The sequence below is a fragment of the Streptomyces sp. NPDC005141 genome (genome assembly GCF_053599975.1).
In genome coordinates, this window is the sequence record NZ_JBSFYW010000005.1 from 184,247 (window position 1) to 209,655 (window position 25,409).

22 protein-coding genes and 1 pseudogene are annotated in these 25,409 nt (G+C 71.4%); 9 read left to right on the plus strand and 14 right to left on the minus strand.

The genetic code is table 11. The annotated features are described in order from the left end of the window. Positions 1-198: 198 nt before the first annotated feature. Both ACWD68_RS06275 and ACWD68_RS06280 read right to left on the minus strand, forming a co-directional pair. On the minus strand, positions 199-840 hold the full coding sequence (locus ACWD68_RS06275) for a response regulator (RefSeq protein ID WP_451805303.1): 642 nt from the start codon (positions 838-840) through the stop codon (positions 199-201). Further along, on the minus strand, positions 837-2,042 hold the full coding sequence (locus ACWD68_RS06280) for a sensor histidine kinase (RefSeq protein ID WP_451805353.1): 1,206 nt from the start codon (positions 2,040-2,042) through the stop codon (positions 837-839). Before ACWD68_RS06280 ends, ACWD68_RS06275 begins: the two co-directional genes overlap by 4 nt. Positions 2,043-2,194: 152 nt before the next feature. On the opposite strand from ACWD68_RS06280, the gene ACWD68_RS06285 reads away from it, so the two are divergent. Continuing rightward, on the plus strand, positions 2,195-2,764 hold the full coding sequence (locus ACWD68_RS06285; protein WP_451805304.1) for a hypothetical protein: 570 nt from the start codon (positions 2,195-2,197) through the stop codon (positions 2,762-2,764). A gap of 80 nt (positions 2,765-2,844) precedes the next feature. Here ACWD68_RS06285 and ACWD68_RS06290 read toward each other — a convergent pair whose 3' ends face one another. Next, positions 2,845-3,417, minus strand: coding sequence for a cob(I)yrinic acid a,c-diamide adenosyltransferase (locus ACWD68_RS06290; protein WP_356751441.1), 573 nt, complete (start codon positions 3,415-3,417; stop codon positions 2,845-2,847). A 13-nt stretch (positions 3,418-3,430) separates the two neighbouring features. Beyond that, positions 3,431-3,676: pseudogene (locus ACWD68_RS06295) on the minus strand (ABC transporter permease); the annotation flags it as partial. A 7-nt stretch (positions 3,677-3,683) separates the two neighbouring features. Between ACWD68_RS06295 and ACWD68_RS06300 the strand changes: the two are divergent. The 4 genes from ACWD68_RS06300 to ACWD68_RS06315 all read left to right on the plus strand — a co-directional run bounded on the left by ACWD68_RS06300 (position 3,684) and on the right by ACWD68_RS06315 (position 8,628). Beyond that, the gene (locus tag ACWD68_RS06300; RefSeq protein WP_451805305.1) at positions 3,684-4,325 is read left to right on the plus strand and encodes a TetR/AcrR family transcriptional regulator; all 642 of its coding nucleotides are present in this window, start codon (positions 3,684-3,686) and stop codon (positions 4,323-4,325) included. A 125-nt stretch (positions 4,326-4,450) separates the two neighbouring features. Further along, positions 4,451-5,299: a 3-hydroxyacyl-CoA dehydrogenase family protein gene (locus tag ACWD68_RS06305; RefSeq protein WP_451805306.1), complete on the plus strand. Its 849-nt coding sequence runs from the start codon at positions 4,451-4,453 to the stop codon at positions 5,297-5,299. A gap of 213 nt (positions 5,300-5,512) precedes the next feature. Further along, the gene (locus tag ACWD68_RS06310; RefSeq protein ID WP_261707178.1) at positions 5,513-5,836 is read left to right on the plus strand and encodes an STAS domain-containing protein; all 324 of its coding nucleotides are present in this window, start codon (positions 5,513-5,515) and stop codon (positions 5,834-5,836) included. A 269-nt stretch (positions 5,837-6,105) separates the two neighbouring features. Then, entirely contained in the window at positions 6,106-8,628 is a 2,523-nt protein-coding gene (locus ACWD68_RS06315; RefSeq protein ID WP_451805307.1) for an ATP-binding protein, read from the plus strand. A 178-nt stretch (positions 8,629-8,806) separates the two neighbouring features. On the opposite strand, the gene nucS is transcribed toward ACWD68_RS06315, so the two are convergent. After that, the gene (nucS, locus tag ACWD68_RS06320) at positions 8,807-9,478 is read right to left on the minus strand and encodes an endonuclease NucS (RefSeq protein WP_451805308.1); all 672 of its coding nucleotides are present in this window, start codon (positions 9,476-9,478) and stop codon (positions 8,807-8,809) included. Positions 9,479-9,832: 354 nt separating this feature from the next. On the opposite strand from nucS, the gene ACWD68_RS06325 reads away from it, so the two are divergent. Continuing rightward, positions 9,833-10,225, plus strand: coding sequence for an SCO5389 family protein (locus tag ACWD68_RS06325; RefSeq protein WP_398394232.1), 393 nt, complete (start codon positions 9,833-9,835; stop codon positions 10,223-10,225). 104 nt (positions 10,226-10,329) lie between these two features. Here ACWD68_RS06325 and ACWD68_RS06330 read toward each other — a convergent pair whose 3' ends face one another. Then, positions 10,330-11,358 carry an LLM class flavin-dependent oxidoreductase gene (locus tag ACWD68_RS06330; protein WP_451805309.1) on the minus strand — a complete coding sequence of 343 codons (1,029 nt, stop codon included), beginning with the start codon at positions 11,356-11,358 and terminating at the stop codon, positions 10,330-10,332. 221 nt (positions 11,359-11,579) lie between these two features. Between ACWD68_RS06330 and ACWD68_RS06335 the strand changes: the two genes are divergently transcribed. Further along, entirely contained in the window at positions 11,580-11,912 is a 333-nt protein-coding gene (locus ACWD68_RS06335; RefSeq protein WP_451805310.1) for an ATP/GTP-binding protein, read from the plus strand. Positions 11,913-11,976: 64 nt separating this feature from the next. Here the strand turns inward: ACWD68_RS06335 and ACWD68_RS06340 are convergent, their stop codons facing one another. From ACWD68_RS06340 to ACWD68_RS06350, 3 genes are all read right to left on the minus strand, one after another. Then, on the minus strand, positions 11,977-12,834 hold the full coding sequence (locus tag ACWD68_RS06340; RefSeq protein ID WP_451805311.1) for an ABC transporter permease: 858 nt from the start codon (positions 12,832-12,834) through the stop codon (positions 11,977-11,979). Continuing rightward, positions 12,831-14,084, minus strand: a complete 1,254-nt coding sequence (locus ACWD68_RS06345) for an ABC transporter ATP-binding protein (RefSeq protein ID WP_451805312.1) — start codon at positions 14,082-14,084, stop codon at positions 12,831-12,833. Before ACWD68_RS06345 ends, ACWD68_RS06340 begins: the two co-directional genes overlap by 4 nt. Before the next feature lie 227 nt (positions 14,085-14,311). Beyond that, positions 14,312-15,202: a hypothetical protein gene (locus tag ACWD68_RS06350; protein ID WP_451805313.1), complete on the minus strand. Its 891-nt coding sequence runs from the start codon at positions 15,200-15,202 to the stop codon at positions 14,312-14,314. Positions 15,203-15,453: 251 nt separating this feature from the next. On the opposite strand from ACWD68_RS06350, the gene ACWD68_RS06355 reads away from it, so the two are divergent. Further along, the gene (locus ACWD68_RS06355) at positions 15,454-16,368 is read left to right on the plus strand and encodes a hypothetical protein (protein WP_451805314.1); all 915 of its coding nucleotides are present in this window, start codon (positions 15,454-15,456) and stop codon (positions 16,366-16,368) included. A 31-nt stretch (positions 16,369-16,399) separates the two neighbouring features. Here the strand turns inward: ACWD68_RS06355 and ACWD68_RS06360 are convergent, their stop codons facing one another. The 5 genes from ACWD68_RS06360 to mce all read right to left on the minus strand — a co-directional run bounded on the left by ACWD68_RS06360 (position 16,400) and on the right by mce (position 24,055). Beyond that, positions 16,400-17,167 (minus strand): ABC transporter permease, encoded by a 768-nt coding sequence (locus ACWD68_RS06360; protein WP_451805315.1) that lies wholly within the window; start codon positions 17,165-17,167, stop codon positions 16,400-16,402. A gap of 2 nt (positions 17,168-17,169) precedes the next feature. Then, positions 17,170-18,183 carry an ABC transporter ATP-binding protein gene (locus ACWD68_RS06365; RefSeq protein WP_451805316.1) on the minus strand — a complete coding sequence of 338 codons (1,014 nt, stop codon included), beginning with the start codon at positions 18,181-18,183 and terminating at the stop codon, positions 17,170-17,172. Between the two features lie 221 nt (positions 18,184-18,404). After that, the gene (locus ACWD68_RS06370) at positions 18,405-19,340 is read right to left on the minus strand and encodes a cellulose-binding protein (protein ID WP_451805317.1); all 936 of its coding nucleotides are present in this window, start codon (positions 19,338-19,340) and stop codon (positions 18,405-18,407) included. 182 nt (positions 19,341-19,522) lie between these two features. Continuing rightward, positions 19,523-23,371: a polarized growth protein Scy gene (gene scy / locus ACWD68_RS06375; RefSeq protein ID WP_451805318.1), complete on the minus strand. Its 3,849-nt coding sequence runs from the start codon at positions 23,369-23,371 to the stop codon at positions 19,523-19,525. A 243-nt stretch (positions 23,372-23,614) separates the two neighbouring features. Next, positions 23,615-24,055: a methylmalonyl-CoA epimerase gene (gene mce, locus ACWD68_RS06380; RefSeq protein WP_266762866.1), complete on the minus strand. Its 441-nt coding sequence runs from the start codon at positions 24,053-24,055 to the stop codon at positions 23,615-23,617. A gap of 148 nt (positions 24,056-24,203) precedes the next feature. Between mce and ACWD68_RS06385 the strand changes: the two genes are divergently transcribed. Next, on the plus strand, positions 24,204-25,406 hold the full coding sequence (locus ACWD68_RS06385) for an acetyl-CoA C-acetyltransferase (protein ID WP_451805319.1): 1,203 nt from the start codon (positions 24,204-24,206) through the stop codon (positions 25,404-25,406). Positions 25,407-25,409: the final 3 nt, after the last annotated feature.

Consider the following 25,409-nt stretch of genomic DNA (forward strand, 5'->3'; position numbering starts at 1 on the left):
TTGCCTCGGGGGTGTGTCGCAGGGGGTGGGGGACCGCGACCGTGCTCGGCCCGTGGGGGGCGTGCGCGCGCTCGCGCTCCGGCCGGCGACGCGTCCCTTCGGCTGGGGGTGTCGTGGGCATGTCTAAGCGCAGTGGGGCGAGAATAGAAAGGTCTGGACCACGGGTCAATAGGTCTGGACCAGTGCATCCAGTTCGGTTCAGATTCCCAACTCCTGCGCGAGCACGGCCGCTTGGACCCGGTTGCGCAGTTCCAGCTTGCCCAGCAGACGGCTGACGTGCGTCTTCACCGTCGCCTCCGCCATCGTGAGCCGGGTCGCGATCTCCGCGTTCGACAGCCCTTCACCCAGACAGGAAAGAACCTCGCGCTCGCGCCGGGTCAGCGCGTCCAGGACGGCCGGATCGGCGGTCGGCTCCCGTACGGGCTTCGCCGCGAACTCGGCGATCAGCCGGCGCGTGACGGCCGGCGCGATCAGACCCTCCCCGCGCGCCACCGTCCGTACCGCCTCCAGCAGATCCCGCGCGTCGGTGTTCTTCAGCAGGAAGCCGGACGCGCCCGCGCGCAGCGCCCCGAAGACGTACTCGTCGAGATCGAAGGTGGTCAGCACGAGGACGTCGGCGAGCCGCTCGGCGACCACCTGCCGGGTGGCGGACACCCCGTCCAGACGCGGCATCTGCACATCCATCAGGACGAGATCCGGCCGCAGTTCGCGAGCGAGGGCCACCGCCCGCTCCCCGTCCGCGGCCTCACCGACCACCTCGATGTCGGGCGCGCTGCGCAGGATGAGGACGAGTCCGGCGCGTACCGCCGACTGGTCCTCGGCGACGAGGACACGGATCATGCTTCTTCTCCTCGGGTGACGGGTTCTCCCCGGGTGAGGGGCAGAGTGGCGCGCACGGTCCAGGTCCGGCCCGCGGGGGAGTCCCCGGGGCCCGCCTCGAAGGCGCCCCCGAGGAGCGCGGCCCGCTCCCGCATCCCGACGAGACCGGCCCCCGAGCCGGGGGCGCGCGGACCGTCCCGGTCGCCGTACGGACTGGTGATCCGCGCGGTGAGCGCGCCGTCCGCCCGGGTGAGCGCGACGGTCACCCGCCCCGGCGCGGCGTGCTTGAGGGCGTTGGTCAGGGACTCCTGGACGATCCGGTACGCGGCGAGCTCGACCGGGGCCGGCAGCCGCTCCCCGTGCGCCGCCTCCAGTGTCACGTCGAGCCCGTTGGTGCGGGCGCCCGCGAGCAGCGCTTCGAGACCGTCGAGCGTGGGCGCCGCCGCGGGTTCCCGGTCGCCGCTGTCGTCCCGCAGGATGCCGATCAGCCGCCGCATCTCGGCGAGACCCTCGACGCTGTTCTCCCGGATGACGGTGAGGGCGTCCCGCGAGGTCCTCGGGTCGTCGAGCGAGAGCGCGGCCGTGGAGTGGATGGCGATCGCCGAGAGATGGTTGGCGACCATGTCGTGCAGCTCCCGTGCCATCCGGGCGCGTTCGGCCGTGACGGCCTGGACCCGGTCGACCTCGGCGAGCAGGGCGGTCTGTTCGGCGCGCAGCCGCTCGGCGTCGGCGGTGTCACGGTGGTTGCGGACGATCCAGCCGGTGGCGGCGGGGGTGAACGTCACCAGGCCGGTGAACGCCCCGATCAGCAGCCCCTCGGGTCTGTGCCAGGCGGCGACCGGCCACACCGTGGCGATCACCGTGACCAGCCCGGTGATCCACGGGATGCGCCGGGCCGCGCCGGACGATCCGTACAGCACGGCCGCGTACACCAGGTCCGTGAACATCACGACGGTGGCGAGGTTGCCCCGAGTCAGCAGGTCCGCGACCAGGGCCAGGGTGCCGGTGAGCAGGGCGGTGCGCGGCCGGGAACGGCGCAACAGCTCGCAGCCGGACATCACGGCCAGCGGGACGAGGACCGCCCAGCCCTGGTCGACGCGCGCGATGGCGTCGTCCGCGGTGCGGCTGTACAGGCCGACGCCCCACAGACAGAGTCCGCCGAGCAGCCCGCCCACGGCGATGCGGACGTCGTCGCGGTGCGGGCGGGGGAGTCGCGGGGCCATGGACCCATCCAACACGGCGGGCGGCGCCGGGGCCTCGCCGTCGCGGGTGACCTGCCACTGCATCGAAAGTCGCAGTCCGGCCTCGTCATCGCCGACGACGTATCGGGCGGCCACGCCCGCGAACCTGGAACGGTGAGCGAGAGGAGCGAACCGTGGTCGTCGGACTGGTCATCGCCTGCGAGGCGGGCTTCTGGGTGCTGCTGGCGGCGGGGCTCGCCGTCCGCTACCTGCTGGGGTGGCGCCGCACGAGTGCGGCCCTGCTGCTGTGCGAGCCCGTCCTCGAACTGGTCCTTTTCGTGGTGACGGCGGTCGATCTCGGGAACGGCACCGAACCGGGCTGGGAACACGGCCTGGCGGCCCTCTACATCGGCTTCACCGTCGCCTACGGCCCGTACACGATCCGCCGTCTCGACGGGTACGCCGCCCACCGTCTCGCCGACGGCCCGCGGCCGCCGGGGCCGCCCCGCCACGGCATGGCGCGCGCCGCCCACGAGGGCCGGCTCTGGCTGCGCACGGTGCTCGCGGCCGCCGTCGCCTGCGCCCTGCTGGAGGGCGCCGTCCGGTATGTCGGCGACGGCGCCACGGAGTCGCTGCGCGGCTGCCAGTGGACGGCCCTGCGCGCTGCCGCGATCCACGGGGTGGTCGCCCTGACGTATCTGCTGTGGCCGAAGAAGGCGCCGGCGGGCGACCGTGAGCGGGCGCGCCCGCTCACCAGGAGCTGAGGGCCGGAGCCTTGTGCCCACGAGGAGCCGGGCGCCCGCGCCTTTCGCTCCCTGGGCGCCGGCCGCCCGTCTCTGCGGTGCTAGCGCTCCCCGCCCGGCACCCACAGCACGTCGCCCACGTCCTTGTTCGCCGTGCGCGCCAGGATGAACAGAAGGTCGGAGAGCCGGTTGAGGTAGGTGGCGGTGAGCGGGTTCATCGCCTCGCCGTGGACCTCCAGCGCCGCCCAGGTGGAGCGCTCGGCCCGGCGCACGACCGTGCACGCCTGGTGGAGGAGGGCCGCGCCGGTGGTGCCGCCGGGCAGGATGAAGGAGCGGAGCTTCTCCAGCCGCTCGTTGAAGAGGTCGCAGTCCGCCTCGAGCTTGTCGATGTAGAACTGCTCCACCCGCAGTGGCGGGTACTTCGGGTCCTCGACCACCGGAGTCGACAGGTCCGCGCCCACGTCGAACAGGTCGTTCTGGACGCGGGTGAGGACCTGGACGACCTCCGCCTCCAGGCCGCCCAGCGCGATCGCCGTGCCGATCACCGCGTTCGCCTCGTTGGCGTCGGCGTACGCCGAGATCCGCAGATCTGTCTTGGCGACCCTGCTCATGTCGCCGAGGGCGGTGGTGCCCTGGTCGCCGGTCCGGGTGTAGATGCGCGTCAGATTGACCATGGGGTCAGCCTAGTTAGGCCCCGGCCCGCCGGAAGACCCGTGTGCCCACCGTCACGGCGAGCCCGGCGAGGGAGAGGGCCACCAGGACGCCGTACAGCATGTGCGCGGTGGCGTACGAGCCGATGTAGGCGTCCCGCACCGCGTCCACCAGGTAGCGGAACGGCATGAGGTGCGAGAGGACGTCCAGCCAGCCGGGGGCCAGGGTCATCGGCAGCATCAGGCCGGACAGCAGCATGGACGGCATGGTCAGCGCGTTGAGTGCGGACATGGCTGAGGGACTCAGGGAACGGAAGAAGCGGCAGACCAGGCAGTACATCTCCGATGTCGCCACGGGGCTGTTCCTGGAGCGGGGCTTCGACGCGGTGACGGTCGCGGAGATCGCGGACGCCGCGAACGTCTCCGTGAACACCGTCTACAACTACTTCCCGGCCAAGGAGGACCTCTTCCTCGACCGCTCCATGGGCGTGGTCGACCGGCTGGCCCGCTGGGTGCGCGGCCGGGCGAAGGGCGAGTCGGCCGCGGCCGCCGTCCTGCGCGAACTGCGCGAGGAGGTCGAGGCGGTTTCTCCCCGACTCGGCCTGATGGTGGGTTATGCCCGCTTCATGCAGGTCATCCACGAGGCCCCCGCGCTCCGTTCGCGGCTGTGGGCGATCGGGCAGGACGCCCTCGTCAACCTGGAGGAGGCGCTGCGCGAGGAGACCGGCGCGCGGCCCGAGGACTCGCTGCCGGGCCTCGTCGCCGGTCAGGTCAACTGGGTGCACCAGACCGTCATGGCGGCCATCGGCCGCGAGATGATGGCCGGTCGAAATCCGGACGAAGTGTCACGAGAGATCCTCGTGCTCCTCGACGACATGGAGGACCTGATGAGCCGGAAGGTCCTCAACTACGCCGTACGGGCGGTCGAATGACCCGCGTCGGTGTGACGTCCGTCAGATGAGACGTGACGCGCATTACTTACCGGTCACACAGGCCCTCACGGGCGCTAGGGTCCGCCGAAAGAGCCAACTCAAGCACTGGATAAAGGGGAGTCGGAGTGGCACGGAAGCTCGCCGTCATCGGAGCCGGACTCATGGGGTCCGGTATTGCCCAGGTCTCCGCACAGGCGGGCTGGGACGTCGTCCTGCGCGATGTCACCGACGAGGCACTGAACCGTGGCCTCGACGGCATCAAGGCCTCGTACGACAAGTTCGTGAGCAAGGGCAAGCTGGACGCCGCGGACGCGGAGGCGGCGCTCGCGCGCATCACGGCGACCACCGATCTGGACGCGGCCGCCGACGTGGACATCGTCGTCGAGGCGGTCTTCGAGAAGCTCGAGATCAAGCACGAGATCTTCCAGGCCCTCGACAAGATCGTCCGCCCCGACACCGTGCTCGCCTCCAACACCTCCGCGATCCCGATCACCAAGATCGCGGCGGCCACCGAGCGCCCGGAGCGGGTCGTCGGCGTTCACTTCTTCTCGCCGGTGCCGATGATGCAGCTCGTCGAGCTGGTCCGCGGCTACAAGACGAGCGACGAAACGCTCGCCACCGCGCGGGAGTTCAGCGAGTCCGTCGGCAAGACCTGCATCGTCGTCAACCGTGACGTCGCCGGTTTCGTGACCACCCGTCTCATCTCGGCCCTCGTCGTCGAGGCGACGAAGCTGTACGAGTCGGGCGTGGCCACCGCCGAGGACATCGACCTCGCCTGCCGGCTGGGCTTCGGCCACGCCATGGGTCCCCTGGCCACGGCCGACCTCACGGGCGTCGACATCCTGCTGCACGCCACCGGCAACATCTACACCGAGACCCAGGACGAGAAGTTCGCGCCGCCGGAGCTGATGCGCCGGATGGTTGACGCCGGTGACATCGGGCGCAAGAGCGGGCAGGGCTTCTACAAGCACTGAATGATCACGCGGCGACCGGATTCCGGTCCGCATCCGCCACGGAAGCCGCACACGCCTCTCGGGTGTCACCCCATGAGGTGAATTCGGTATCGGTTCGCTTACAGACGGCAACCTCAGCGGCCCTCAGGCAGTCAGACCATGCACAACATGCAGACGCGAAGACGCGGAAACAGACACACGCGGAGTTACGAGACGCATTCTCGGGGAGCGCATATGTACATCAGGGGCGACCACGCCGAGCTGGTCGTCGGGGGCCGCCTCGACGTACGCAGCGCGGCGGACGCCCGTACGGTCCTGCACTCGGCCGTCGACGACGGAGCCGGCGACCTGGTGCTGGACCTGTCCGAGCTGGACTCCTGGGACGCCACCGGCCTCGGTGTCATCATGGGGGCCCACCGACGCGCCGGGCGGTGCGGCCGACGGCTCGTACTGCGCGGCGTACCACCACAGATGCAGCGTTTGCTGGTGGCCACCCGGCTGCACCGGATCCTGGCGATCGAGGGTGGTATCGGGGTCGAGTCCCTGCCCCGGGTGTGACCCGAGCGCGCGCCCCACTCGCTCCGCGTGTGCGACCGCGTACGCGCCCTGACCGGCGTACGAAGGGCACCACGTGCACAATCCTCACGAAGCTGTGACGGTTCGGACGGCGCGGTACCCCGCCTGTTCGTAGATACTGTGCGAAGGTTTAGGGTTCGGCTGCCCGCCGACCGAAACCCTACGAGCGGGCACCGGACCAGAAGCGACAGAGCGGTGTGCAGCAAGGCCGGGAGGGCATCGGCACACGACGCTTTTGGGGGGCTTGGAACATGGACCCGAACCACCGGGGATCCGACGAATACGGTCATGACGACGACGGCCAGGCGCCTCGTCCGCGCCCGCCGCGCGACCCACTGGCCGCCGACCTGAGCCAGCACAAGCCCGTGCTCGCCCGAACGGTCCAGCTCATCACGGGCGACTTCCTGCTCACGGTCAACCCCGTCGACGGCAGCGAGATGGAGAACTGCCCGCCGCACGAGCGACCGCAGCCGCCGGTCAAGCACGGCGCCGCCGAACGCGCCGAGCTGGCCCGCGCGGCCCGGCCGCCCGTTCCGCCCGGCCAGGCTCAGCCCCGGCTGCCGCTCCTGGAACGCCAGGAGGAGCGCGAGCGGCTCGTACGCCTTCTCGCGCGCGGGCGCTCGGTGCGGCTCACCGGCCCGTCCGGCTCGGGTCGGACCGTCCTGCTCGACGCCGTCGCCGACGACTGCGCGGACCTAGCCCCCGACGGTGTGATCCGTCTGTCCGGCTACCGGCGCACGGCGAGCGACCTGCTGTACGACCTCTTCACCGCCGTCTACGAGGCGTCGCTGTACCGCCCGGACCGCGACGACCTGCTCCGGCTCGTCCACGAGATCGGCGCCGTCGTCGTCCTCGACGACGCGGAGATCGGCGGCAGCGCCCTCGACGAGCTGCTCGACGCCACCCCCGAGTGCGCCTTCGTGATCGCCGCCACCCCCGACATCCCGGCCCCGTCCGCCGACGCGGGCCTCGAAGAGGTCTTCCTCGGCGGCCTCGACCGCAGCGGCGGTCTCGAACTGCTGGAGCGCGCCGTCGGGCGCGTCCTGACCGAGGAAGAGTCGAACTGGGCGGGCGACCTCTGGTTCGAGTCCGAGGGACTGCCCCTGCGCTTCATGCAGGCCGGAGCGCTGCTGCGGCAGCGCGACCGGCTGCAGGCCAGCGAGGAGGCATTCGACGAGTACGGCGTCTTCCGGGAGGCCCCGGTCGACGCGCCCTTCGAGGCCGGCGACGGCCACGACGTGCCGCTGCCCTCCCTCGCCGAAGGTGCCGCGCCCGCCGCGCTGCTCGCCTCCCGGCTGAGCGACTCGGCGCGCGCCACCCTGCGCTTCGCCGTCGCGCTCGGCGGCGAGGTGCCCCACCAGGCTCACCTGCCCGCGCTCGTGGGCGACACCCACGCCGACGCCGCACTCGCCGAACTGGCGGGCTGCGCGCTGGTCTCCCCGGTCGGCTCGCACTACCGGCTCGCCGCCGGAGTGCAGGCCCAGCTGGAGGCCTCCGGATACGCGGACACCCTCCAGGACCAGGCGCTCGCCGCCGCCCAGCACTTCACCTGGTGGGCCGGGCACCCGTCGGTGACCCCGGAGCGGGTCTGTGCCGAGGCCGACGCGCTGCTCGCCGCCCTGAACGTGCTCGTCCCGGTCACCACCGCCCCGCTGGACGAGCAGGACGAGACCGTCGCCGTCCAGCTGGCCCGCACGGCCGCGCCCGCCTTCGCCGCGGGACAGCACTGGAGCGCCTGGGAGCGCGCCCTGCGCTTCGGTGCCGAGGCCTCCCAGCTGTCCGGTGAGGTCGGGGAACAGGCCTACTTCCACCACGAGTTGGGGATCCTCGCGCTCTGCGGCGGCCAGCTGGACCGGTCCCGCACCGACCTGGAGGCGGCCATCGCGCTGCGTGGTGCCCTCGCCGACAAGCGCGGCACCACCGCCGGCCGCCGCGCCCTCGCGCTGGTCGCCGACCGCTCCGGAACCGTGCACATCGTCGGCGGGCGCACCCCGGCGGGCGAAGAGGTGCCCGACGCGCGCCACGAGGAGTCGATGTCGCCTCCCGGTGGTGTACCGGCCGCCTTCCCCCAGGCCGACCCGTCCGGCGACGGCGTGACGGTGCTCGCCGCCGGTCCCGGCACCCCCGGGACGAAGCGGCAGGGAGTCGCGAGGCGGCTGGTCACCGGCACCCGGCGCAATCTGGTGGCCGCGGGCGCGGGCGCGCTCCTGGTCGCCGTCCTGGGCACCGTGGTGACCCTCGGCGCGACCTCGGACCACAGCGACGACACCCCGTCCGAGAAGGTCGGCGTCAACCCGTCGGTCACCCAGGACGGCCAGGACGACAGCCTGGGCGCGGACAAGGCGAAGAAGGGCGACGACTCCTCCACCGGAGCCGTGGCCACGCCCACCGACCCGGGGCCCGACGGCACGTACGGCACCTCGGACGATCCGACGCCCCCTGCCACGGCCGGCCACGAGCCGTCCGCCGGCCCGAGCGGGACGCACACCTCGGGCAAGCCCTCGAAGTCGCCGTCCAAGTCGCCCTCGAAGTCGCCGACGACCAAGCCGTCGTCGTCCACCACGAAGCCGCCGAGCGGTTCGCCGTCCTCGTCCCCCACGAGGCCGCCGTCGGGCTCGCCGTCCGCGTCGCCGTCGGCCAGCACCTCGACGAGTCCGTCCACCTCGGACTCCGCGAGCGGCCCCGTGGCGAGCAGCGCGCCGGCGAGTGTGCCGGGGAACAGCGGGCCGGCGAGCAGCGACGTCGCCACCTCGCTCGGCGGCGCGGTGATCTGACCGTAAGAGAGCGGTGATCCGACCGCAGGAGACGACAGGAGAGGGCCGGGTCCGCCATCGGATCCGGCCCTCTCGTGTGTCGGTCGTACGTGGTGCGGGAGCAGGCCCGGCGGCTGTCGCGCGGACCGTGGAGCCCGCGGACCGTGGGGGCCGTGGGGCCGTGGGGCCGTCGTACGGGTCAGAACAACCGGAGCTTGTCGTCCTCGATGCCGCGCAGGGCGTCGTAGTCCAGGACCGCGCAGCCGATGCCGCGGTCGGTGGCGAGGACGCGGGCCTGCGGCTTGATCTCCTGGGCGGCGAAGATGCCGCGGACCGGCGCGAGGTGCGGATCGCGGTTCAACAGCTCCAGGTAGCGCGTGAGTTGCTCCACGCCGTCGATCTCGCCGCGTCGCTTGATCTCCACGGCGACGGTCCGGCCCTCGGCGTCCCGGCACAGGATGTCGACCGGGCCGATGGCCGTCATGTACTCACGGCGGATCAGGGAGTAGCCCTCGCCGAGCGTCTCGATGCGGTCGGCGAGCAGTTCCTGGAGGTGTGCTTCCACGCCGTCCTTGATCAGGCCGGGGTCCACGCCGAGTTCGTGCGAGGAGTCGTGGAGGATCTCCTCCATCGTGATGATGAGCTTCTCGCCCGCCTTGTTGATGACGGTCCAGGTGCCTTCGTCGTCGCCGGACCCCTCCTTCAGCGTGCAGGGCGGCGACATCCAGTTGAGGGGCTTGTAGGCCCGGTCGTCCGCGTGGATCGAGACGCTCCCGTCCGCCTTCACGAGGATGAGGCGGGGGGCTGACGGGAGATGGGCGGTGAGCCGGCCCGCGTAGTCCACGGAACAGCGGGCAATGACGAGACGCATGGTCGGCAACGCTACTCGACCGGCGGTGGTGCACGCGATTCTCCCGCCCGACCCGGTGGCCCCACCCGACGGAGAAGCCACGGTTCGCCCCTTTTGCGCTCTCGTCTCCCGTCTTGGTGCACGACCGGTGTTTTCGCGGGTCACCCCATTGATCCTGAAGGTTCCCTGTTCGGTCGTGGCTGATTGTCGGCCTACTCGGCGTTCGCTATGTGCGCATTCTCCTGGTGCCGTTACCTGGCGATGCTTACCGTATGAACGGGAGGTCGCGATGCGTGTACTCAGCGTGTTCGATATCGCGAATTCCCCATCCCTGTCCGGCAACCCCCGAGGTATGGGGGTGCGAGAGGAGAACCCATGTCGCTCGACGTCTCACCGGCCCTACTCCAACAGGCCGAGCGAGGCGAGGTCGATGAAGCTGATTTCGTCGACTGCGTCCGGACCTCCCTGCCCTACGCATGGGAGATGATCAGCTCCCTGGTGGCACAGCTGAAGGTGGACGGCGGCAACTTCGCCGACAACCAGACGCCCCCGCCGGACGAGCAGGCACGTGGCCAGCTGCTGCGTGCGCTCGCGAGTGACGCGATACGCGGCGCGCTGCAGCGGCACTTCGGAGTGCGGCTGGCCTTCCAGAACTGCCACCGGGTGGCGGTGTTCCCGCTGGACGACTCGGTGGACGACACACTGGCACGCTTCACCTCGGTCCGCAGTCAGCTGCTGAACCAGTCCCCGGAGTTCAGGGACTGCTGACGCACTGATGCCGCATTGCTTGCCGCTCCGTACGCGGGAGGTGCATTGGTACTGGGGCGGCAAGCTCCCCGCGTGTCCGGCCCGCTGGGCCGGACTTCGCACGGTCACCCGAGGTGGGGCAGTACGTCGGCCCCGAGCCGTCGTACGTTCTCCTCGGTCGCCGCCAGGTCGCCCGATCCCTCGACGAGCAGGGCGAAACGCGAGATGCCGGTCCGCTCCGAGGTCGCCGCGAGCCGGTCGGCGCACAGCCGCGGCGTGCCCACCGGGTGCAGCCCGCAGAGCAGTTCGGTGTACGCCACCGGGTCCCGCATCGAGCGGGGGCGGCCGTCGACCGTCACATGGGCGTCCAGGCCCTGCTTGAGCCAGCCCGGCATCGCCTTGACGAGTGTCTCGACGGCGTCGGTGCGGCGGTCCGCGATCTGGCAGACACCGGCGGAGACATGGGCGGCCGCGAGGATCTCGTCCGTCGGGCGGCCCGCGGCACGGGCGTGCTGCCGCCACAGCGCGACCATTTCGGCCTTCTCCTCGTCCCCGACGTGCATGCCGAGAAGCATGGGCAGCCCGCGCTCGGCGGCGAGCCGAACGCTCGCCGGTGAGGTGCACGCGACGACGACCTCGGGACCCGGAGCGCCGCTCAGCGCCTCCGACGGGCGCGGGACGACGGGGACTTCACGGAAGGAGAACCGCTCGGAGGCGCCGGCGACGGACGGCTCGCGCAGCCATTGCATCAGCAGATCGAGCGATTCCGGGAACCCTTGTTCGTATGCGGCGAGACCCGCGCCGAAGACCTCCAGATCGACCCAGGGCCCGCCGCGTCCGACGCCCAGCGAGAACCGTCCGCCGGACATCATGTGCAGCAGCGCGGCCTGCTCGCCGAGCGCCACGGGGTGGACGGTGGGCAGCACGCTGACCGCCGTGCCGACCCGGATCCGGCTGGTGCGGCCGAGCAGATACCCGGCGAGTGTGACGGCCGACGGGCATGTCCCGTACGGCACGAAGTGGTGCTCGGCCAGCCAGACGGTGTCGAGCCCGGCCTCCTCGGCGACCTCGGCCGACCGCGCCGCGCGGTGCAGGGCCTCCCCCTGGCCCTGTCCAGGGAACTGGGCGGCCAGTACAAAGCTTCCAACGTGCATCGAACTTCCTGCTTCCTCGGCTCCGACAAGGAGCTCCCCCGCACGGCATAACCGCGTGACACGTGCCGAAGACACGGCCTTGCGGAGAGATTTGCGGATTGTCTGGGAATTGGGCTGTCCGATGGGGGATCTGTGCGGGTTGGCGGAGTACGCGTACCCCTGTGCGCGCCGCGTAGGCTGGACGTGGCCCCTGCTCCCTGTATAGCTCCGTGAGGTGTCCCTTGTCCCCGCGTCGCAACCGTCCGAAGGACGCCGGCCCGTCCGGCAGGAACGGCGGGGAGGACCCGTCGGACCGTTACGGCGGCTGGCAGTCCACGGAGAGCTGGCAGGGCGAGGAGTGGAGCGTGCGCCATGTGGCGGGCGCGAGCGCGCAGGGCAAGACCTACCGCTGTCCCGGCTGCGACCAGTTGATCCCGTCCGGGGTTCCGCATGTGGTGGCCTGGCCGGAGCACTCGGGCGTCGACGAGCGGCGCCACTGGCACAAGGCCTGCTGGAACGCGAAGGACCGCCGCACCTCGCGGGTGCAGCGGTCCCGTAACGCGCCCAGGTTCTAGGCGACTTCGACTTCGACTTCGGCGTTCCCGGTGGCCCGGGCCGTCCGGCCGGTGGGCGCGGGCGTCACACGTCCCGGCGCTCCAGGAGTACGAAGGCACCGATGACCGCCGCCGCCGTCACCCCGGCGAGCAGACCGAGCTGCGCGCCGCCGTTGCCGTTCTCGGAGTCCAGCCGGAAGACATGGGCGAGGGCGTTCGGCGCGTTGTACTCCTGCATCTTCTCGCCGATCGTGCGCATGCTCTCGGACATCATCAGGAACGCGGGCATGATCGCGGGCACCAGCACGACGCCGAGCATCGTGGTGATCGCGCCGGCCGAGTGACGCAGCATCGAGCCCACCGCGAGCGCGAGCACGCCGAGCAGGGACACGTACAGCGCGCCCATCACGACGGTGCCGCCCCAGGCGATCTCGGAGGCGTCGCCGGCGGCGTCGCTGTGCATCCCCTCGGTGAACAGGCCGACGAGCCCGATCGCGAACGCCGAGACGCTGAACGCCACCGCGAAGAAGATGACCAGCTTCGCGGTGAGCACCCGGTGCCGCTGCGGCGAGGCCGTGAAGGTCGTACGGATCATGCCCGTGCCGTACTCGGAGGAGACCACCAGCACGCCCAGCGTGATGAGGCAGATCTGTCCGAGCATCAGTCCGAAGAACGCCGGGATCGTGTACGGCACGTCGCCGAAGTCCTCGTTCGTGGTCTGTGCGGCGACCAGGAAGCCGATGCCGACCACCAGGAGCAGGAAGGTGCCGAGCGTCCACATCGTGGAACGCACCGACTTGATCTTCGTCCACTCGGAGTTGAGCGCGTGTCCGAGGTGGGTGCGGGTGACGGGGATCGGCGAGGTGTACGAAGTGCCGGGCGGCGCCTGCCACTCGGGGGCAGCGGCGGCCTGCTGCGGCATCGGGGGCTGGGGCGTGCTCATCGGGCGTCCTCGGGCTTGGTCAGGTCGGCGGCGGCGGGGGCGGGCGCGGCGGCGGCCGCCGGGGGGCCCGCGGGGGCCTGGGGTGCCGCGTGGGCGTACGGGTTGGCGTCCGAGGCGCCGGGGGCGGCCGAAGCGCCGTACGGGCCCGGCAGGGCCGCGGGAGCGCCGTACGGACCGGCTTGCGGCTGGCCCTGCGGCATGGCGAAGGGCTGCCCGCCCTGCTGGGGCGGCGGCGGTGCGTACCAGCCCGGCTGGCCCTGGCCCGCCACCGGCGTCTGCGGCGGGGGCATGGCGCCCGGCGGCAGCTGCTGCTGGAGCCCGGCCTTCTGGTCGATGGTCGAGCGGTAGTCGACGGCGCCCTGCGTCATCCGCATGTACGCCTCCTCCAGCGAGGCCTGGTGCGGCGACAGCTCCCACAGGCGGACGTCGGCGGAGTGCGCGAGGTCGCTGATGCGGGCGAGCGGCAGCCCGGTGATGCGCAGCGCGCCGTCCTGCTCGGGCAGCACCTGGCCGCCCGCCTCGGTCAGCGCGGCGGTCAGCTTCTCGCGCTGCTGCGGCTCGGTGTCCGGCGTGCGCACCCGGGCGAAGTCGGCCGAGTTGTGCGAGATGAATTCCTTGATGCTCTGGTCGGCCAGCAGCTGGCCACGGCCGATCACGATGAGGTGGTCGGCGGTCAGCGCCATCTCGCTCATCAGGTGCGAGGAGACGAAGACCGTACGGCCCTCCGCCGCGAGGGACTTCATCAGGTTGCGCACCCAGAGGATGCCCTCGGGGTCGAGGCCGTTGACCGGCTCGTCGAAGAGCAGTACCTGGGGGTCGCCGAGGAGCGCGGCGGCGATGCCGAGGCGCTGGCCCATGCCGAGGGAGAAGCCCTTGGAGCGCTTTTTGGCCACGTCCTGGAGGCCCACGACGCCGAGCACCTCGTCCACGCGGCGGGCCGGGATGCCCGACAGCTGGGCCAGGCTCAGCAGGTGGTTGCGGGCATGCCGGCCACCGTGCACGGCCTTGGCGTCGAGGAGCGCGCCGACCTGGCGGGGCGCGTTCTGCAGCTTGCGGTACGGGAAGCCGCCGATCGTCACCCGCCCGGAGGTGGGATTGTCGAGTCCGAGGATCATGCGCATCGTCGTCGACTTGCCCGAGCCGTTGGGCCCGAGGAAGCCGGTGACGGCACCCGGCCGAACCTGGAAGGAAAGGTTGTACACGGCTGTCTTGGCGCCGTAGCGCTTCGTCAGGCCGACTGCCTCGATCATTCTCCGCACCCATCGAAAGGTTCAGGACGTCGGGGCGCACGCCCCCGTAAGGGTTAGGAGGATAGCCGGGCGCTGACGGTTCCACTCAAGAGAGGGTAAAACCGTGCCCGGTCGGCCGGGGAAAGATCCAGTAGGGGGCGACATTTCGCACGGGCGTCCTGTCAGGTACCCGTCGTTCCTGGTCGGGCCCGGAAGGGAAGGGGCGCCCGGCTGGTCCGCGGGAATCCTCAGGGCCGGTGCGGCAGGGAGCCGCCGAGCGGCGGCAGGTCGTCGTACAGGCGCAGTTCGGCCGACTCGTCGACGTACGGCAGGAAGTCGGTCTGCGGCAGCACCCAGCCCTCCTGGCCGAAGATCAGCGTTCCCTTCTCGCGCAGCGACCGGTCGGCCCCGGCGTCGCGCACCCAGGCCGCGGGGTCGGGCCCGAGGAGCTCGCGCAGCCGTGCGGAGGCGGCGAGCAGGGAGGCGAGCAGTTCGGACTGGTCGCCGCCGCCCTGGCGGGGCCGCCCGGTCTCCGGCTCCGCGAGCACGCCGTGCGCGCTGAAATAGATGTACGCGCCGCCGAGCCGTTCCCCGGAGGGCATCGTCATGGTGAACTCGTCGCCGGGGAGTATCGCCCGCCGGTAGTCCGGGAACTCGGTGTCGTCGACGGCCTTGAGCTGGGTCGAGTCCAGCCAGGTCACCACGAGCGTCGTCTCGGCGGTCCGGTCCACGTACGGCGTCCCGGCCACGTAGCCCGCCGGGCTGATGTGCCCCGAGCAGCCCACGGCGATCCCGCCCACCCGCACCGGAACCATCGGCACCGTCGCCGGGATGCCGAGCCGGGTCAGCTTGTGGGCGACCTGCCCGGGGGAGGCGTTCGAGCCGACCGCGATGACCGGGTGGCGCCGCCCGGTGCCGACCTGGCCCAGGTCGGCGAGGGCTTCGTCGAGTCGCTGCTGCTCCTGGCGCTCCTCCACGTACCACTCGCCGAGCCGCAGCGGCCGGACGTCGAGCTGGAGCAGCTCACCGCCGGTCAGCAGGGACGGCTCGGTGGTGGGCCGGCCGGGATAGGTGAGGGGCTTCTTCGCGGGCACGTCGTCCAGGCCCAGCGCCTCAAGGCTTCGGTCCTTCGTCGTCACGGTGACGCCCTTCGGGGGTGGTCGCGCGAATACGGGCACAGCCTTTCACGCGAGATGTACCCGGGGCGGGGCCCGGTCTCCCCCGGTCGAGCCGGGTTGGCCCGAACCGGTACCGGGAATCATGCTCTCCCCAGTGTACGAGTGGGGCCGAAGTCTGTTACGGGGGAAGTGAGTTGAACTCGATGTGGCGCGGGGCAGGGCGGGACGGAGGGCCTGGGCGGGGACGGGCGCATCCGCGCTATCGCACGTCCGTGCGCTGGTGGATGGCGGGACGCACGGTCCACGCGCTGCTCCTGATGGCGCTGGGCGCGCTGGCCGGACTCTCGGTGGTCGTGGCGACGGCGTGGACGCTGACGGAGCACTCGCCGCGTTCGATGGCGGAGCGGTTCTCGAACGAGGAGCGGCTCTTCGACCTCAGCCTGACTGTACTGCGGGCCTGTGTCGGCACGGACAATCTCGAACCCGAACCGGACAGCACCGCTCACCAGCTGCTCGCCACGCTCGCCTCCGTCACCGGCTCGCTGGTGCCCGCGGTGCTGCTGGGCATCGTACTGATCAAGATGTTCGCGCTGCGGCCCTTCGTCTGGCGGCGGCGGGCCAGCATCTCGCACGCCTGGACCGCCGACTTCCCTGGCTACTCGCGGCGGAACGCGGACAGCGACGACGCCATCATCGCCGTCCGCTTCTACAACCGCTTCGACAATCTGTCGGTCGTCGACCTGCGGGCCCGCGCACATCTGCGCTACCTGGAGCGCTCCCCGCACGACGGCAGCCTCGTCATCTACAAGCAGTGGCTGAAGGTCCTGGACGCGCAGGGCGAGCCGGCGGAGGAGCGGAGCTGGCTCGCGGTCGAGCGCGGGGCGCCCTTCACGGTGTGGATACCGGTCGAGGCGCCGGTGGCCGAACTGCCGTTCCGCCGGATCCAGGGCAAGGACCTGTCCGGCTCGCACGGCGTGAAGCTGCTCGTCCGGCTGACCGCGCGGACCGTCGGGCTCGGCACCGAGGTCGCCGACGAGCGCTGGTTCGACCTGGAGGCCGGGGACTTCGAGCTCGGCCGTTTCGTGCCGCTCCAGCCGGAGCTCGACAAGGACGTGTGGCGCTGGGAGGGCTGGTCCGACTTCGACGGACTGACCCCGCCCCGGCCGAACGGTGAAGAGCCCGGCTAGGCGTCCGGGCCACGGGCACCCGGCCGGAGACCTAGGCGTCCCTCTTCTTGAGCAGCGTGTAGCCGCCGATCAGGGCCAGCGCCACCCACAGCACCATGATGCCGAGGCCGCCCCAGGGCCCGTACGGGGTGTCGTCGAGGGGAGTCACCACCCGCAGGATTCTGCTGCCGGCCTGGTCCGGGAGGTAGCGGCCGACCTTCTTCGTCGCGGACACGGCGCCCAGGATGTTGGAGATCAGGAAGAAGAACGGCATCAGGATGCCCAGCGAGAGCATCGGACTGCGCAGCATCGCCGCGACGCCCATCGAGAAGACGGCGATGAGCGTCATGTAGAGCCCTCCGCCGATCACCGCGCGCAGGACACCCGGATCGCCGATCGAGGCCTTGTGCGTACCGAGCGCGGCCTGGCCCAGGAAGAACGTGATGAAGCTGGTGACCATGCCGACGGCGAGGGCGAGACCGGCCGCCACCGCGACCTTGCTGAAGAGGAACGTGCCACGCTGCGGGACCGCCGCGAGCGAGGTCCGGATCATGCCGGTGCTGTACTCGTTGCCGACCACCAGCACCCCGAAGACGATCATCGCGAGCTGGCCGAGGCTCATGCCCGCGAAGCTGATGAACGTCGGGTCGAAGGAGAGCTGGTCCCTCGTGCTCATCCTGTCCCACTCGTTCTTGGACAGGAGCGAGATGAGGATGCCCAGGGCGATCGTGACGACCGCCGCGAGGCTCAGTGTCCACACCGTGGACGACACGGACCGGATCTTGGTCCACTCGGACTTGAGGACCTGGGTGGCCGCCATCGTCAGCCCTTCTTCCAGTCGCCGCCCCATTGCGGGGCGGGCGGAGTGCCCGGCGGACCCGGAGCGCGCGGTGAACCCGGCGGACCTGGCGTGCCCGGCGGACCCGGCGTGTCGGAGTGCGCGTGGTACTCCACCGACTCCGCGGTCAGCTGCATGAACGCCTCCTCCAGCGAGGCCTGCTGGGGGCTCAGCTCATGCAGCACGATCTGGTGCCGCGCGGCCAGCTCACCGATGTGCTCCGGCTTTCCGTCGTCCACCTCGAGCGCGCCGCTGCCCGTCCGGACGACGGTGACCCCCGCGCCCTGCAGCACGTCGAGCAGCCGCTCGCGCTGCGGGGAACGGATACGGACGTACGAACGCGAGTTCTGCTGGATGAAGTCGGCCATCGAGGTGTCGGCGAGCAGCCGGCCCTGGCCGATGACGACGAGGTGGTCGGCGGTCAGCGCCATCTCGCTCATGAGGTGGGAGGAGACGAAGACCGTACGGCCCTGGGTCGCGAGGGACTTCATCAGATTGCGGATCCAGTGGATGCCCTCGGGGTCGAGGCCGTTGACCGGCTCGTCGAACATCAGGATCCGCGGGTCGCCGAGGAGCGCGCCCGCGATGCCGAGCCGCTGGCCCATGCCCAGCGAGAACCCCTTCGCCTTCTTCCTCGCGACCGCGGTGAGGCCGACCGTGTCGAGCACCTCGTGCACGCGCGCCTTGGGGATGCCGTTGCTCTGGGCTAGGCAGAGGAGATGGTTGAAGGCGCTGCGGCCGCCGTGCATGGCCTTGGCGTCCAGCAGGGCGCCGATGTACTTCAGGGGGTCCCTGAGATGGTCGTAGTGCTCTCCGTCGATCCGTACGTCGCCCGTGGTGGGACGGTCGAGCCCGAGCATCATCCGCATCGTCGTGGACTTCCCGGCGCCGTTGGGACCGAGGAAGCCGGTCACGATGCCCGGTCTGACGGCGAAGGTGAGGTTGTTGACCGCCACCTTCTCGCCGTACCGCTTGGTCAGCCCCTCGAGCTCGATCATGCGGCCACGCTAAGACGGCCCCCGGGGGCATGCCACTTGAGCGGGGAGACGGTCGGGAGGCTCGTCAGGGGGGCGCCGCACCGGCACGGAGGCACCCCTCGGCGGGGGAGGCGGTGGCGCCGGACGACACGGGCGGGCGCGCTCCGGGCGGCAGGACCTGACGGTACGACAAGGCCCGCACCCTCGGCAGAAGGAGCGGGCCCTGGTGTCGGACTGCGCGGTTACCGGGACTGCTGTGCCGGAACCCCACGCGAGATCGGCTCGTCCTCGGCCGGGCCGGTGGCGGCGGCCACCGCGGCGCCCGTGAGCGTCGCGAGCATCTCGCGGACGTTCGTGAGCTGCGCGTTGATCGAGTCGCGACGGTTGGTGAGGGCGGCCAGCTCGCGCTCGGATTCCGAGCGGATGCGGTCGGCCTTGGCGTTCGCGTCGGCCACGATGTCCTCGGCCTGCCGCTGAGCCGTCTCCACCGTCTGGCGGGCGCGGCGCTCGGCATCCGTACGCAGCTTCTCGGCCTCCAGGCGGAGCTGCTCCGCGCGGTGCTCGATCTCCGCGAGGCGCTTCTCGGCCTTGGCCTGGCGCGACGCCAGGTCACGCTCGGACTGCTCGCGGCGCTTGGCGAGGTTCGTCTCGAAGTCGGCGGCGGCCTGGGCGGCCTTGGCGCGGGTCTCCTCGAAGAGGGCGTCCGCCTCCTCGCGCTTGGACTGCGCGTCCTTCTGCGCCTCGGAGCGCAGCTGAGAGGAGTCGCTCTTGGCCTTCTCGACGATCCGGACGCCCTCGTCCTCCGCCTTGGACTTGCGGTCCGCAGCGAACGATTCTGCGTCGTTGCGCACCTGCTGGGCGGCCGACTCGGCGAGTTCGCGGTGCTGCTCGGACGCGCGACGGGCCTCCTCGCGCAGGTCCTTGGCCTCCTCCTCGGCGAGGCGGAGGATCTTCTCGACGCGCGCGCCGAGACCCGCGTACGACGGCTCGGCGTCGCTGACCTGGGCCTGGGCGTTCTGCGTCTCGAGATGGAGTTCTTCGATGCGCTTTTCGAGGGCTGTGATACGGGCCAGAGCGCTGTCACGGTCGGAGACGAGCTTCGAAATGCGTTCGTCCACCTGAGCGCGGTCGTATCCACGCCGCACAAGCTCGAAGCCGTAGGGGGAAGTGTCGCTCATGGGGTTCCTGTCGAATGAGACCGGTGAGGTGATAGGGGAATCCTAGGGGTCAATGCGGTGTGTCATCGAGCGGATACGTGTTTGATCTGGAGAATGACACTCCTTTTGGGTGGCTAGCTGTCGGATGGCTTGCCAGAGCCTGTGGCAAAGGTCCCTATTAAGCATGGAACCTGTGTATCTGGCTAGCTCTCCGACGCCTTGCCACCCGAACGGGTCGCACCCGCGGCGGCCCCCGCCTTCACCCCGCCGTCCTTGGTGCCCGGCGGGGCCTCGAACGACTCCAACGCTTCCAGGACGTCCTGGACACGGGAGATCTCGGCGTTGATGTCCTCGCGCCGGCGGACCAGCACCTCCAGATCGCGCTTGCCCTCCTCGACGGCGGCCTTCGCCTCCTGGATGGCCTCGGACCTGATCTTCTCGGCCTCGCCGATGACCGAGGACTTCTTCTGCTCGGCCTCCTTGAGGAGTCCTTCGGCCTTGCGCACGGCGGCGATACGGACCTTGCTCGCCTCGGAGTTCGCCTCCGACAGCAGGTCCTTGGCCTTCGCCTCGGCCTCGGCGAGCTGGTCCTCGGCGGCCTTGATGAGCGCGTCGCACCGGTCGCCCGCGTTCTTCATCGTCTCGGACGACTCACGGCGGGCCCGCTCGTGCAGATCCTCGATCTCCGAGGTGATGCGGTCCCGCAGCTCCTCGGCGCGCTCCCGGATCGCCGTGGCGTCCCGGCGTGCGCCGACCAGCAGCTCGTCCGCGTCCGTACGCGCCCGCTCCACGAGGGTGTTGCCCTCGACCGTCGCCTCCGACACGAGCCGCTCGGCCTCGCCCCGCGCCACCCCGACCATCGTGTCGGCCTGCGACTCGGCGTCCGCCGTCGTCTTCTGCGCGCTCTGCTGCGCCTCGGAGAGCAGCTTGTCCGCCTCGGACGCCGTCTCGGAGATGAGCGTGTCGACCTGCTCGGCCGCCTCGGAGCGCCGCTTGTTGGCCTCCTTGCGGGCCTCGTCCAGCGTGCGCTCGGCCTCGGTGCGCGCCGACGACGTCAGCCGCTCGGCCTCCTCCGCCGCCCGCGTCCTGGCGCGCTCGGCCTCGGTGCGGATCCGCTCGGCGTGCTGCTGCGCGGAACCGACCGTCTCGGCGGCCTCGGCACGCAGCCGCTCCGCGTCACCGGTCGCGTCCGAGATGAGCTGCTCGGCCTTGGCCACGGACTCGGTGCGTAGCCGCTCGGCCTCGGCCGCGGTCTCGGTCCCGAGCCGCTCGGCCTCCGCCGTCGCCTCCGTGATGAGGGTGTCCACCTGCGTGGCCGCGTCCGAACGGATCCGGTTCGCGTCCTCCCGGGCGTCCGCACGGGTGCGCGAGGCGTCCTGGTCGGCGTTCGCGATCGCGTCCGACGCCTCGGTGCGCACCCGCTGGGCGTGGTCGGCGGCCTCCGAACGCAGCCGCTCCGACTCCGCGATCGCCTCGGCGACCGTGCGCTCCGCGAGGGAACTCGCGGCCTCCGTCTCCACGGCCGCCTCCCGCCGCAGGCGCGCCGCGTCCTCGGACGCCCGCTCGCGCTCGGCGTACGCGTCGGCGCGGACCCGGTCCGCCTCTCCCTGCGCCTCGGTCCGCGTACGGTCCGCCACATGCTCGGCGGCCGAGCGCAGCCCGGTGATCTCCTCCTGCGCCTGCTCGTGCAGCCCCGCCACCGCGTCCCGCACCTGCTGCGCGGTCTGCTCGGCGTTGGAGACCATCTCGGTCGCGCGCCGGTCGGCCTCCTCGACCAGCCGTACGGCCTCGGTCTGGGCCTCCTCGACCCGCTTGCGCGCGGAGGCGAGAAGTTCCTCGCTCTGCTCGCGGGCCCGCTCACGCTCCTGGTCGGCCTCCTGGCGCGCCGAACCGAGGGTCTCCTCGGCCTCGCGGCGGCGCCGTGCGGCCTCCTCCTGGGCGGCGGCCAGTGTCTCGGCGCCCTCGGTCGCCAGACGCTCGGCCGCGGCCTGCGCCTCGCTGCGCACCCGGTCGGCGCTGTCCTGTGCCTCCGACTTCAGGCGCTCGGCCTCCGCCGCCGCCTCCGAACGCAGCCGTACGGCGATGGTCTCGCCCTCGGCGCGGGACGCCGCGGCGTCCGCCGCGGCCTCGTTGCGCAGCCGCTCGGCCTCGGCGTCGGCCTGCGCCCGGAGCGTACGGAGCCGCTCGGCGGCCTCCGAACGCAGCCGGTCGGTCTCCTCGGCGGCCTCGCGACGGATCCGCTCGGCCTCCGCGCGCGCGTCCGTCAGCGCAGCCTCGGCGGCGGTGAGACGCTCCTCGGCCTCCGTGTGCAGCCGGGCCAGTCCCTCGGCGGCCTCGGCCTGACGGGCCGCTATGGCCCGCTCGGTCTCCTCGCGCTGCCGCTCGGCGGCCCGCTCCGCGTCGGCCGCGATCGTCTCGGCCTGCTCGACGGCCTCCGCGCGGTGCCGCTCGGCCTCCGCGCGGGTCCGCTCCAGCGTCTCCTCGGCCTGCCTGCGCAGGGTCGTGGCGCGCTCGATGGCCTCGGTGCGGACCTTCTCGCTGTCCGCCGTGGCGGCCTGGCGCAGCTCGTCCGCGTCCGCCTTCGCCTTGGCGAGCAGCTCCTCGGCGGTCCGCGCCGCCTCCTCGATCTGCTGGACGGCCTCGCGCCGGGCCTCGGCACGGATGCGCTCGCCCTCGGCGACCGCGTCCGAGCGCAGCTGCTCGGCGTCACCGCGCAGCCGGCGCGCCTCCTCCTGGAGCTCGACCGTCTTGGCGCGGTACTCCTTGGTGTCGTCCTTCGCCGTGCCCTTGAGCTGCTCGGCGATGTCGTGCGCCTCGGCGCGCAGCCGGTCGGCCTCGGTCTCCGCCTCGGTGCGGATCCGCTCGGCCTCCTCGGACGCCGCCTTCGTGGTCCTCTTGGCCTCCTCGGACGCCCGGTTGAGCACGTCCTCGGCGGTACGGGCGGCCTTGGCGAGCTGGGAGGCGGTCTCCTCGGCGGTGAGGCTGCGCGCGCTGTCCTCGGCCTCCGCGACGATCGTCTCGGCCTTGCTGCGGGCGTCGGCGACGATCTGCTCGGCCTCGGACTTGGTGCTCTCGGCCTCCTTGGTGGCCTCGCTGACCAGCCGGGCGACCTGCTCCTTCGCCGTCCGCGTGCGCTGCTCGTTGACCGACTCGGCGCCGGCGAGCGTCTTGGCCGCGGCTTCCTTGGCCTCGCCCAGGACCTTGTCCGCCTCGGCCTGCGCCTCGCGCAGCGCCGTCTCGGCGGCGCTCATCCGCTGCTCGGCGGTCCGGCTCAGTTCGGTGGCCTGGCGTCGGGCGTTGTCCGACTCGCTGGCCGTGGAGCTGCGCAGCTGCTCGGCGTGGTCGGTGGCCTCCTGGGCCTGCGTCGACGCGGCGTTCAGCAGCCGCTCGGCGTCCGTGCGGGCCCGGCGCAGCAGCGCCTCGGCCTCCGTCCGGGCCGACTCGGCGTCGTTGGTGAGCCGCTGGCGTGCCTCGGCGGCGACCCGCTCGGCCTCCGCGCGGGCCGCGGCCAGCGCCTGCTCGGCCTCGGCACGCGACTCCTCCAGGAGACGGCGGGCCTGTGCCTCGGAGCGGGCGCGCAGCTGCTCCGCCCACGCCACGTTCTCGTTGACGTGCGACTCGACGGTCTGCCGGCGCTCGGCCAGCTCCTGGTCGAGCTGCTGGCGACGGGTGACCGCCTCCTGGTGCAGCTCCGCCTGGAGCCGGGCGGCCTGCTCGGCGTGCTCCTGGAGGATGCGCTGTGTCTGCGCCCGGGCCTGGCTGATCTCGCGCTCGGCGTCGGTGCGCAGCTGATCGGCCTGCATCTGGGCATTACGGAGCAGCTGCTCGGCCTGATAGCCGATGTCGGCCCCGTCGTAGGCAGGACGGGTCGCCAGACTGCGGCGCGCCTCATGCAGCTTGGCGCGCAGCACCTCGACCTGATAGCCGAGGTCCTCGGCGTGCTGGACGGCCTTCTCCCGCTCGGTCTTCAGCCGCTCCATCTCGGCCTCGAACCGAGAGAGGTGGTCGACGTCAGCCGCCGGCTCTCGCTCCTGGCGTTCGTAGCCCCGCACTGCGCGGTCCCATCCGTCCCCTGGTCGCAAGTAAATCCGAACGAGCACCGTCCATCCGCCGAACGGGGCCCCCGGGGAATGGTGTCAGATCAACGGCGGAGCACGGGCTGCTGCCCCGACGCTCGCCCCCCGAAACCTGGACCCCGGCCCTTGGTCCCGCTCGCCGGAAGGCGCCAGGACCACGGCCGTCCCCCGCGAAAGGTGACGGCCGCCCCCAACCCTACCGGCCCAGATATACGGAGGTCAGTGCTCAGGTGACTCAACCGCCGCCGAAGTGACCAGTTCTGTCAGTACTCCGTGGCAATCCTTGGGGTGGAGGAAGGTGATCCGGGACCCCATGGACCCGATCCGGGGCTCGTCGTAGAGCACTCGGACGCCCTTGTTCCGGATGTCCGCGGCGTCTCCGTCGACGTCCGCGGTGCCGAAGGCGATGTGGTGCACGCCCTCGCCGTTCTTGGCCAGCCACTTCCCGACGGCGGAGTCCTCGCGGGTGGGTTCGAGCAGCTGGAGGTAGGAGGCGCCGCCGTCGGACGTCTCGTTGATCTTGAGCATGGCCTCCCGGACACCCTGCTCCTCGTTGACCTCGGAGTGGAAGACTTCGAAGCCGTACGTCGCACGGTAGAACTCAACAGTCTTGTCGAGGTCGAAACAGGCGATCCCGATGTGGTCGATTCGCGTCAGCATTTAGTCAGTGCAGCGCTCCCGGCGTGGTTACGCAACGTGCGCGCGATCACACTGCGGGCCGGATGACGGGTGGCCTACCGCTCAGTACATTCTCAGTAAACCCTCGTTCACTCCTCGGCTGTGCAAGCCGGTAAGGGGATCGCACCTCATGTCTGGAACGAACAGCAGTACCTCGGTGATCGTCGCGGGCGCCCGAACGCCCATGGGACGGTTGCTGGGCTCGCTGAAGTCCTTCTCCGGGGCCGACCTCGGCGGCTTCGCGATCAAGGCCGCCCTCGACCGTGCGGGGATCGGCGGCGACCAGGTGCAGTACGTGATCATGGGCCAGGTGCTCCAGGCCGGGGCAGGGCAGATCCCGGCACGCCAGGCCGCCGTCAAGGCGGGCATCCCGATGAGCGTCCCGGCCCTCACCATCAACAAGGTGTGTCTCTCCGGCCTCGACGCCATCGCCCTCGCGGACCAGCTGATCCGCGCGGGTGAGTTCGACATCGTGGTCGCCGGCGGCCAGGAGTCCATGACGAACGCCCCGCACCTGCTCACGAAGTCCCGCGAGGGCTACAAGTACGGCGCGGTCGAGATGCTCGACGCCATGGCGTACGACGGTCTGACGGACTCCATCGAGGGCATCGCCATGGGCGAGTCCACGGAGAAGCACAACACCCGTCTCGGGATCCAGCGCCCGGCGCAGGACGAGATCGCCGCCCTCTCGCACCAGCGCGCGGCCGCCGCCCAGAAGAACGGCATCTTCGAGGCGGAGATCACACCCGTCGAGATCCCGCAGCGCAAGGGCGAGCCCGTCGTCTTCAGCAAGGACGAGGGTATCCGCGCCGAGACGACCGCCGAGTCGCTCGGCAAGCTGCGCCCCGCCTTCGCCAAGGACGGCACCATCACCGCCGGCACCTCGTCCCAGATCTCGGACGGCGCCGCCGCCGTGGTCGTGATGAGCAAGGCCAAGGCGCTGGAGCTGGGCCTGGAGTGGATCGCGGAGATCGGCGCGCACGGCAACGTGGCGGGCCCGGACAACTCCCTCCAGTCGCAGCCCTCGAACGCGATCCTGCACGCCCTGAAGAAGGAGGGCCTGGAGGTCGAGGACCTCGACCTGATCGAGATCAACGAGGCCTTCGCGGCGGTCGCGGTCCAGTCAATGAAGGACCTCGGGGTGTCCACGGAAAAGGTGAACGTCAACGGCGGTGCCATCGCCCTCGGCCACCCGATCGGCATGTCCGGCGCGCGGGTCGTCCTGCACCTCGCCCTCGAGCTCAAGCGGCGCGGCGGCGGCGTGGGCGCGGCCGCCCTGTGCGGTGGCGGCGGTCAGGGCGACGCGCTGATCGTGCGGGTGGCCAAGGCCTGACCC

Bases quoted from the DNA above. Each gene is read 5' to 3' on its own strand.
- ACWD68_RS06300 (WP_451805305.1), top strand. From the start codon at position 3,684: ATGGCTGAGGGACTCAGGGAACGGAAGAAGCGGCAGACCAGGCAGTAC.
- ACWD68_RS06330 (WP_451805309.1), bottom strand. From the start codon at position 11,358: ATGCACGTTGGAAGCTTTGTACTGGCCGCCCAGTTCCCTGGACAGGGC.
- ACWD68_RS06315 (WP_451805307.1), top strand. From the start codon at position 6,106: ATGGACCCGAACCACCGGGGATCCGACGAATACGGTCATGACGACGAC.
- ACWD68_RS06340 (WP_451805311.1), bottom strand. From the start codon at position 12,834: ATGAGCACGCCCCAGCCCCCGATGCCGCAGCAGGCCGCCGCTGCCCCC.
- ACWD68_RS06310 (WP_261707178.1), top strand. From the start codon at position 5,513: ATGTACATCAGGGGCGACCACGCCGAGCTGGTCGTCGGGGGCCGCCTC.
- ACWD68_RS06365 (WP_451805316.1), bottom strand. From the start codon at position 18,183: ATGATCGAGCTCGAGGGGCTGACCAAGCGGTACGGCGAGAAGGTGGCG.
- ACWD68_RS06385 (WP_451805319.1), top strand. From the start codon at position 24,204: ATGTCTGGAACGAACAGCAGTACCTCGGTGATCGTCGCGGGCGCCCGA.
- ACWD68_RS06280 (WP_451805353.1), bottom strand. From the start codon at position 2,042: ATGGCCCCGCGACTCCCCCGCCCGCACCGCGACGACGTCCGCATCGCC.
- ACWD68_RS06370 (WP_451805317.1), bottom strand. From the start codon at position 19,340: ATGAGCGACACTTCCCCCTACGGCTTCGAGCTTGTGCGGCGTGGATAC.
- ACWD68_RS06325 (WP_398394232.1), top strand. From the start codon at position 9,833: ATGTCGCTCGACGTCTCACCGGCCCTACTCCAACAGGCCGAGCGAGGC.
- ACWD68_RS06290 (WP_356751441.1), bottom strand. From the start codon at position 3,417: ATGGTCAATCTGACGCGCATCTACACCCGGACCGGCGACCAGGGCACC.
- nucS (WP_451805308.1), bottom strand. From the start codon at position 9,478: ATGCGTCTCGTCATTGCCCGCTGTTCCGTGGACTACGCGGGCCGGCTC.
- mce (WP_266762866.1), bottom strand. From the start codon at position 24,055: ATGCTGACGCGAATCGACCACATCGGGATCGCCTGTTTCGACCTCGAC.
- ACWD68_RS06360 (WP_451805315.1), bottom strand. From the start codon at position 17,167: ATGGCGGCCACCCAGGTCCTCAAGTCCGAGTGGACCAAGATCCGGTCC.
- ACWD68_RS06345 (WP_451805312.1), bottom strand. From the start codon at position 14,084: ATGATCGAGGCAGTCGGCCTGACGAAGCGCTACGGCGCCAAGACAGCC.
- ACWD68_RS06275 (WP_451805303.1), bottom strand. From the start codon at position 840: ATGATCCGTGTCCTCGTCGCCGAGGACCAGTCGGCGGTACGCGCCGGA.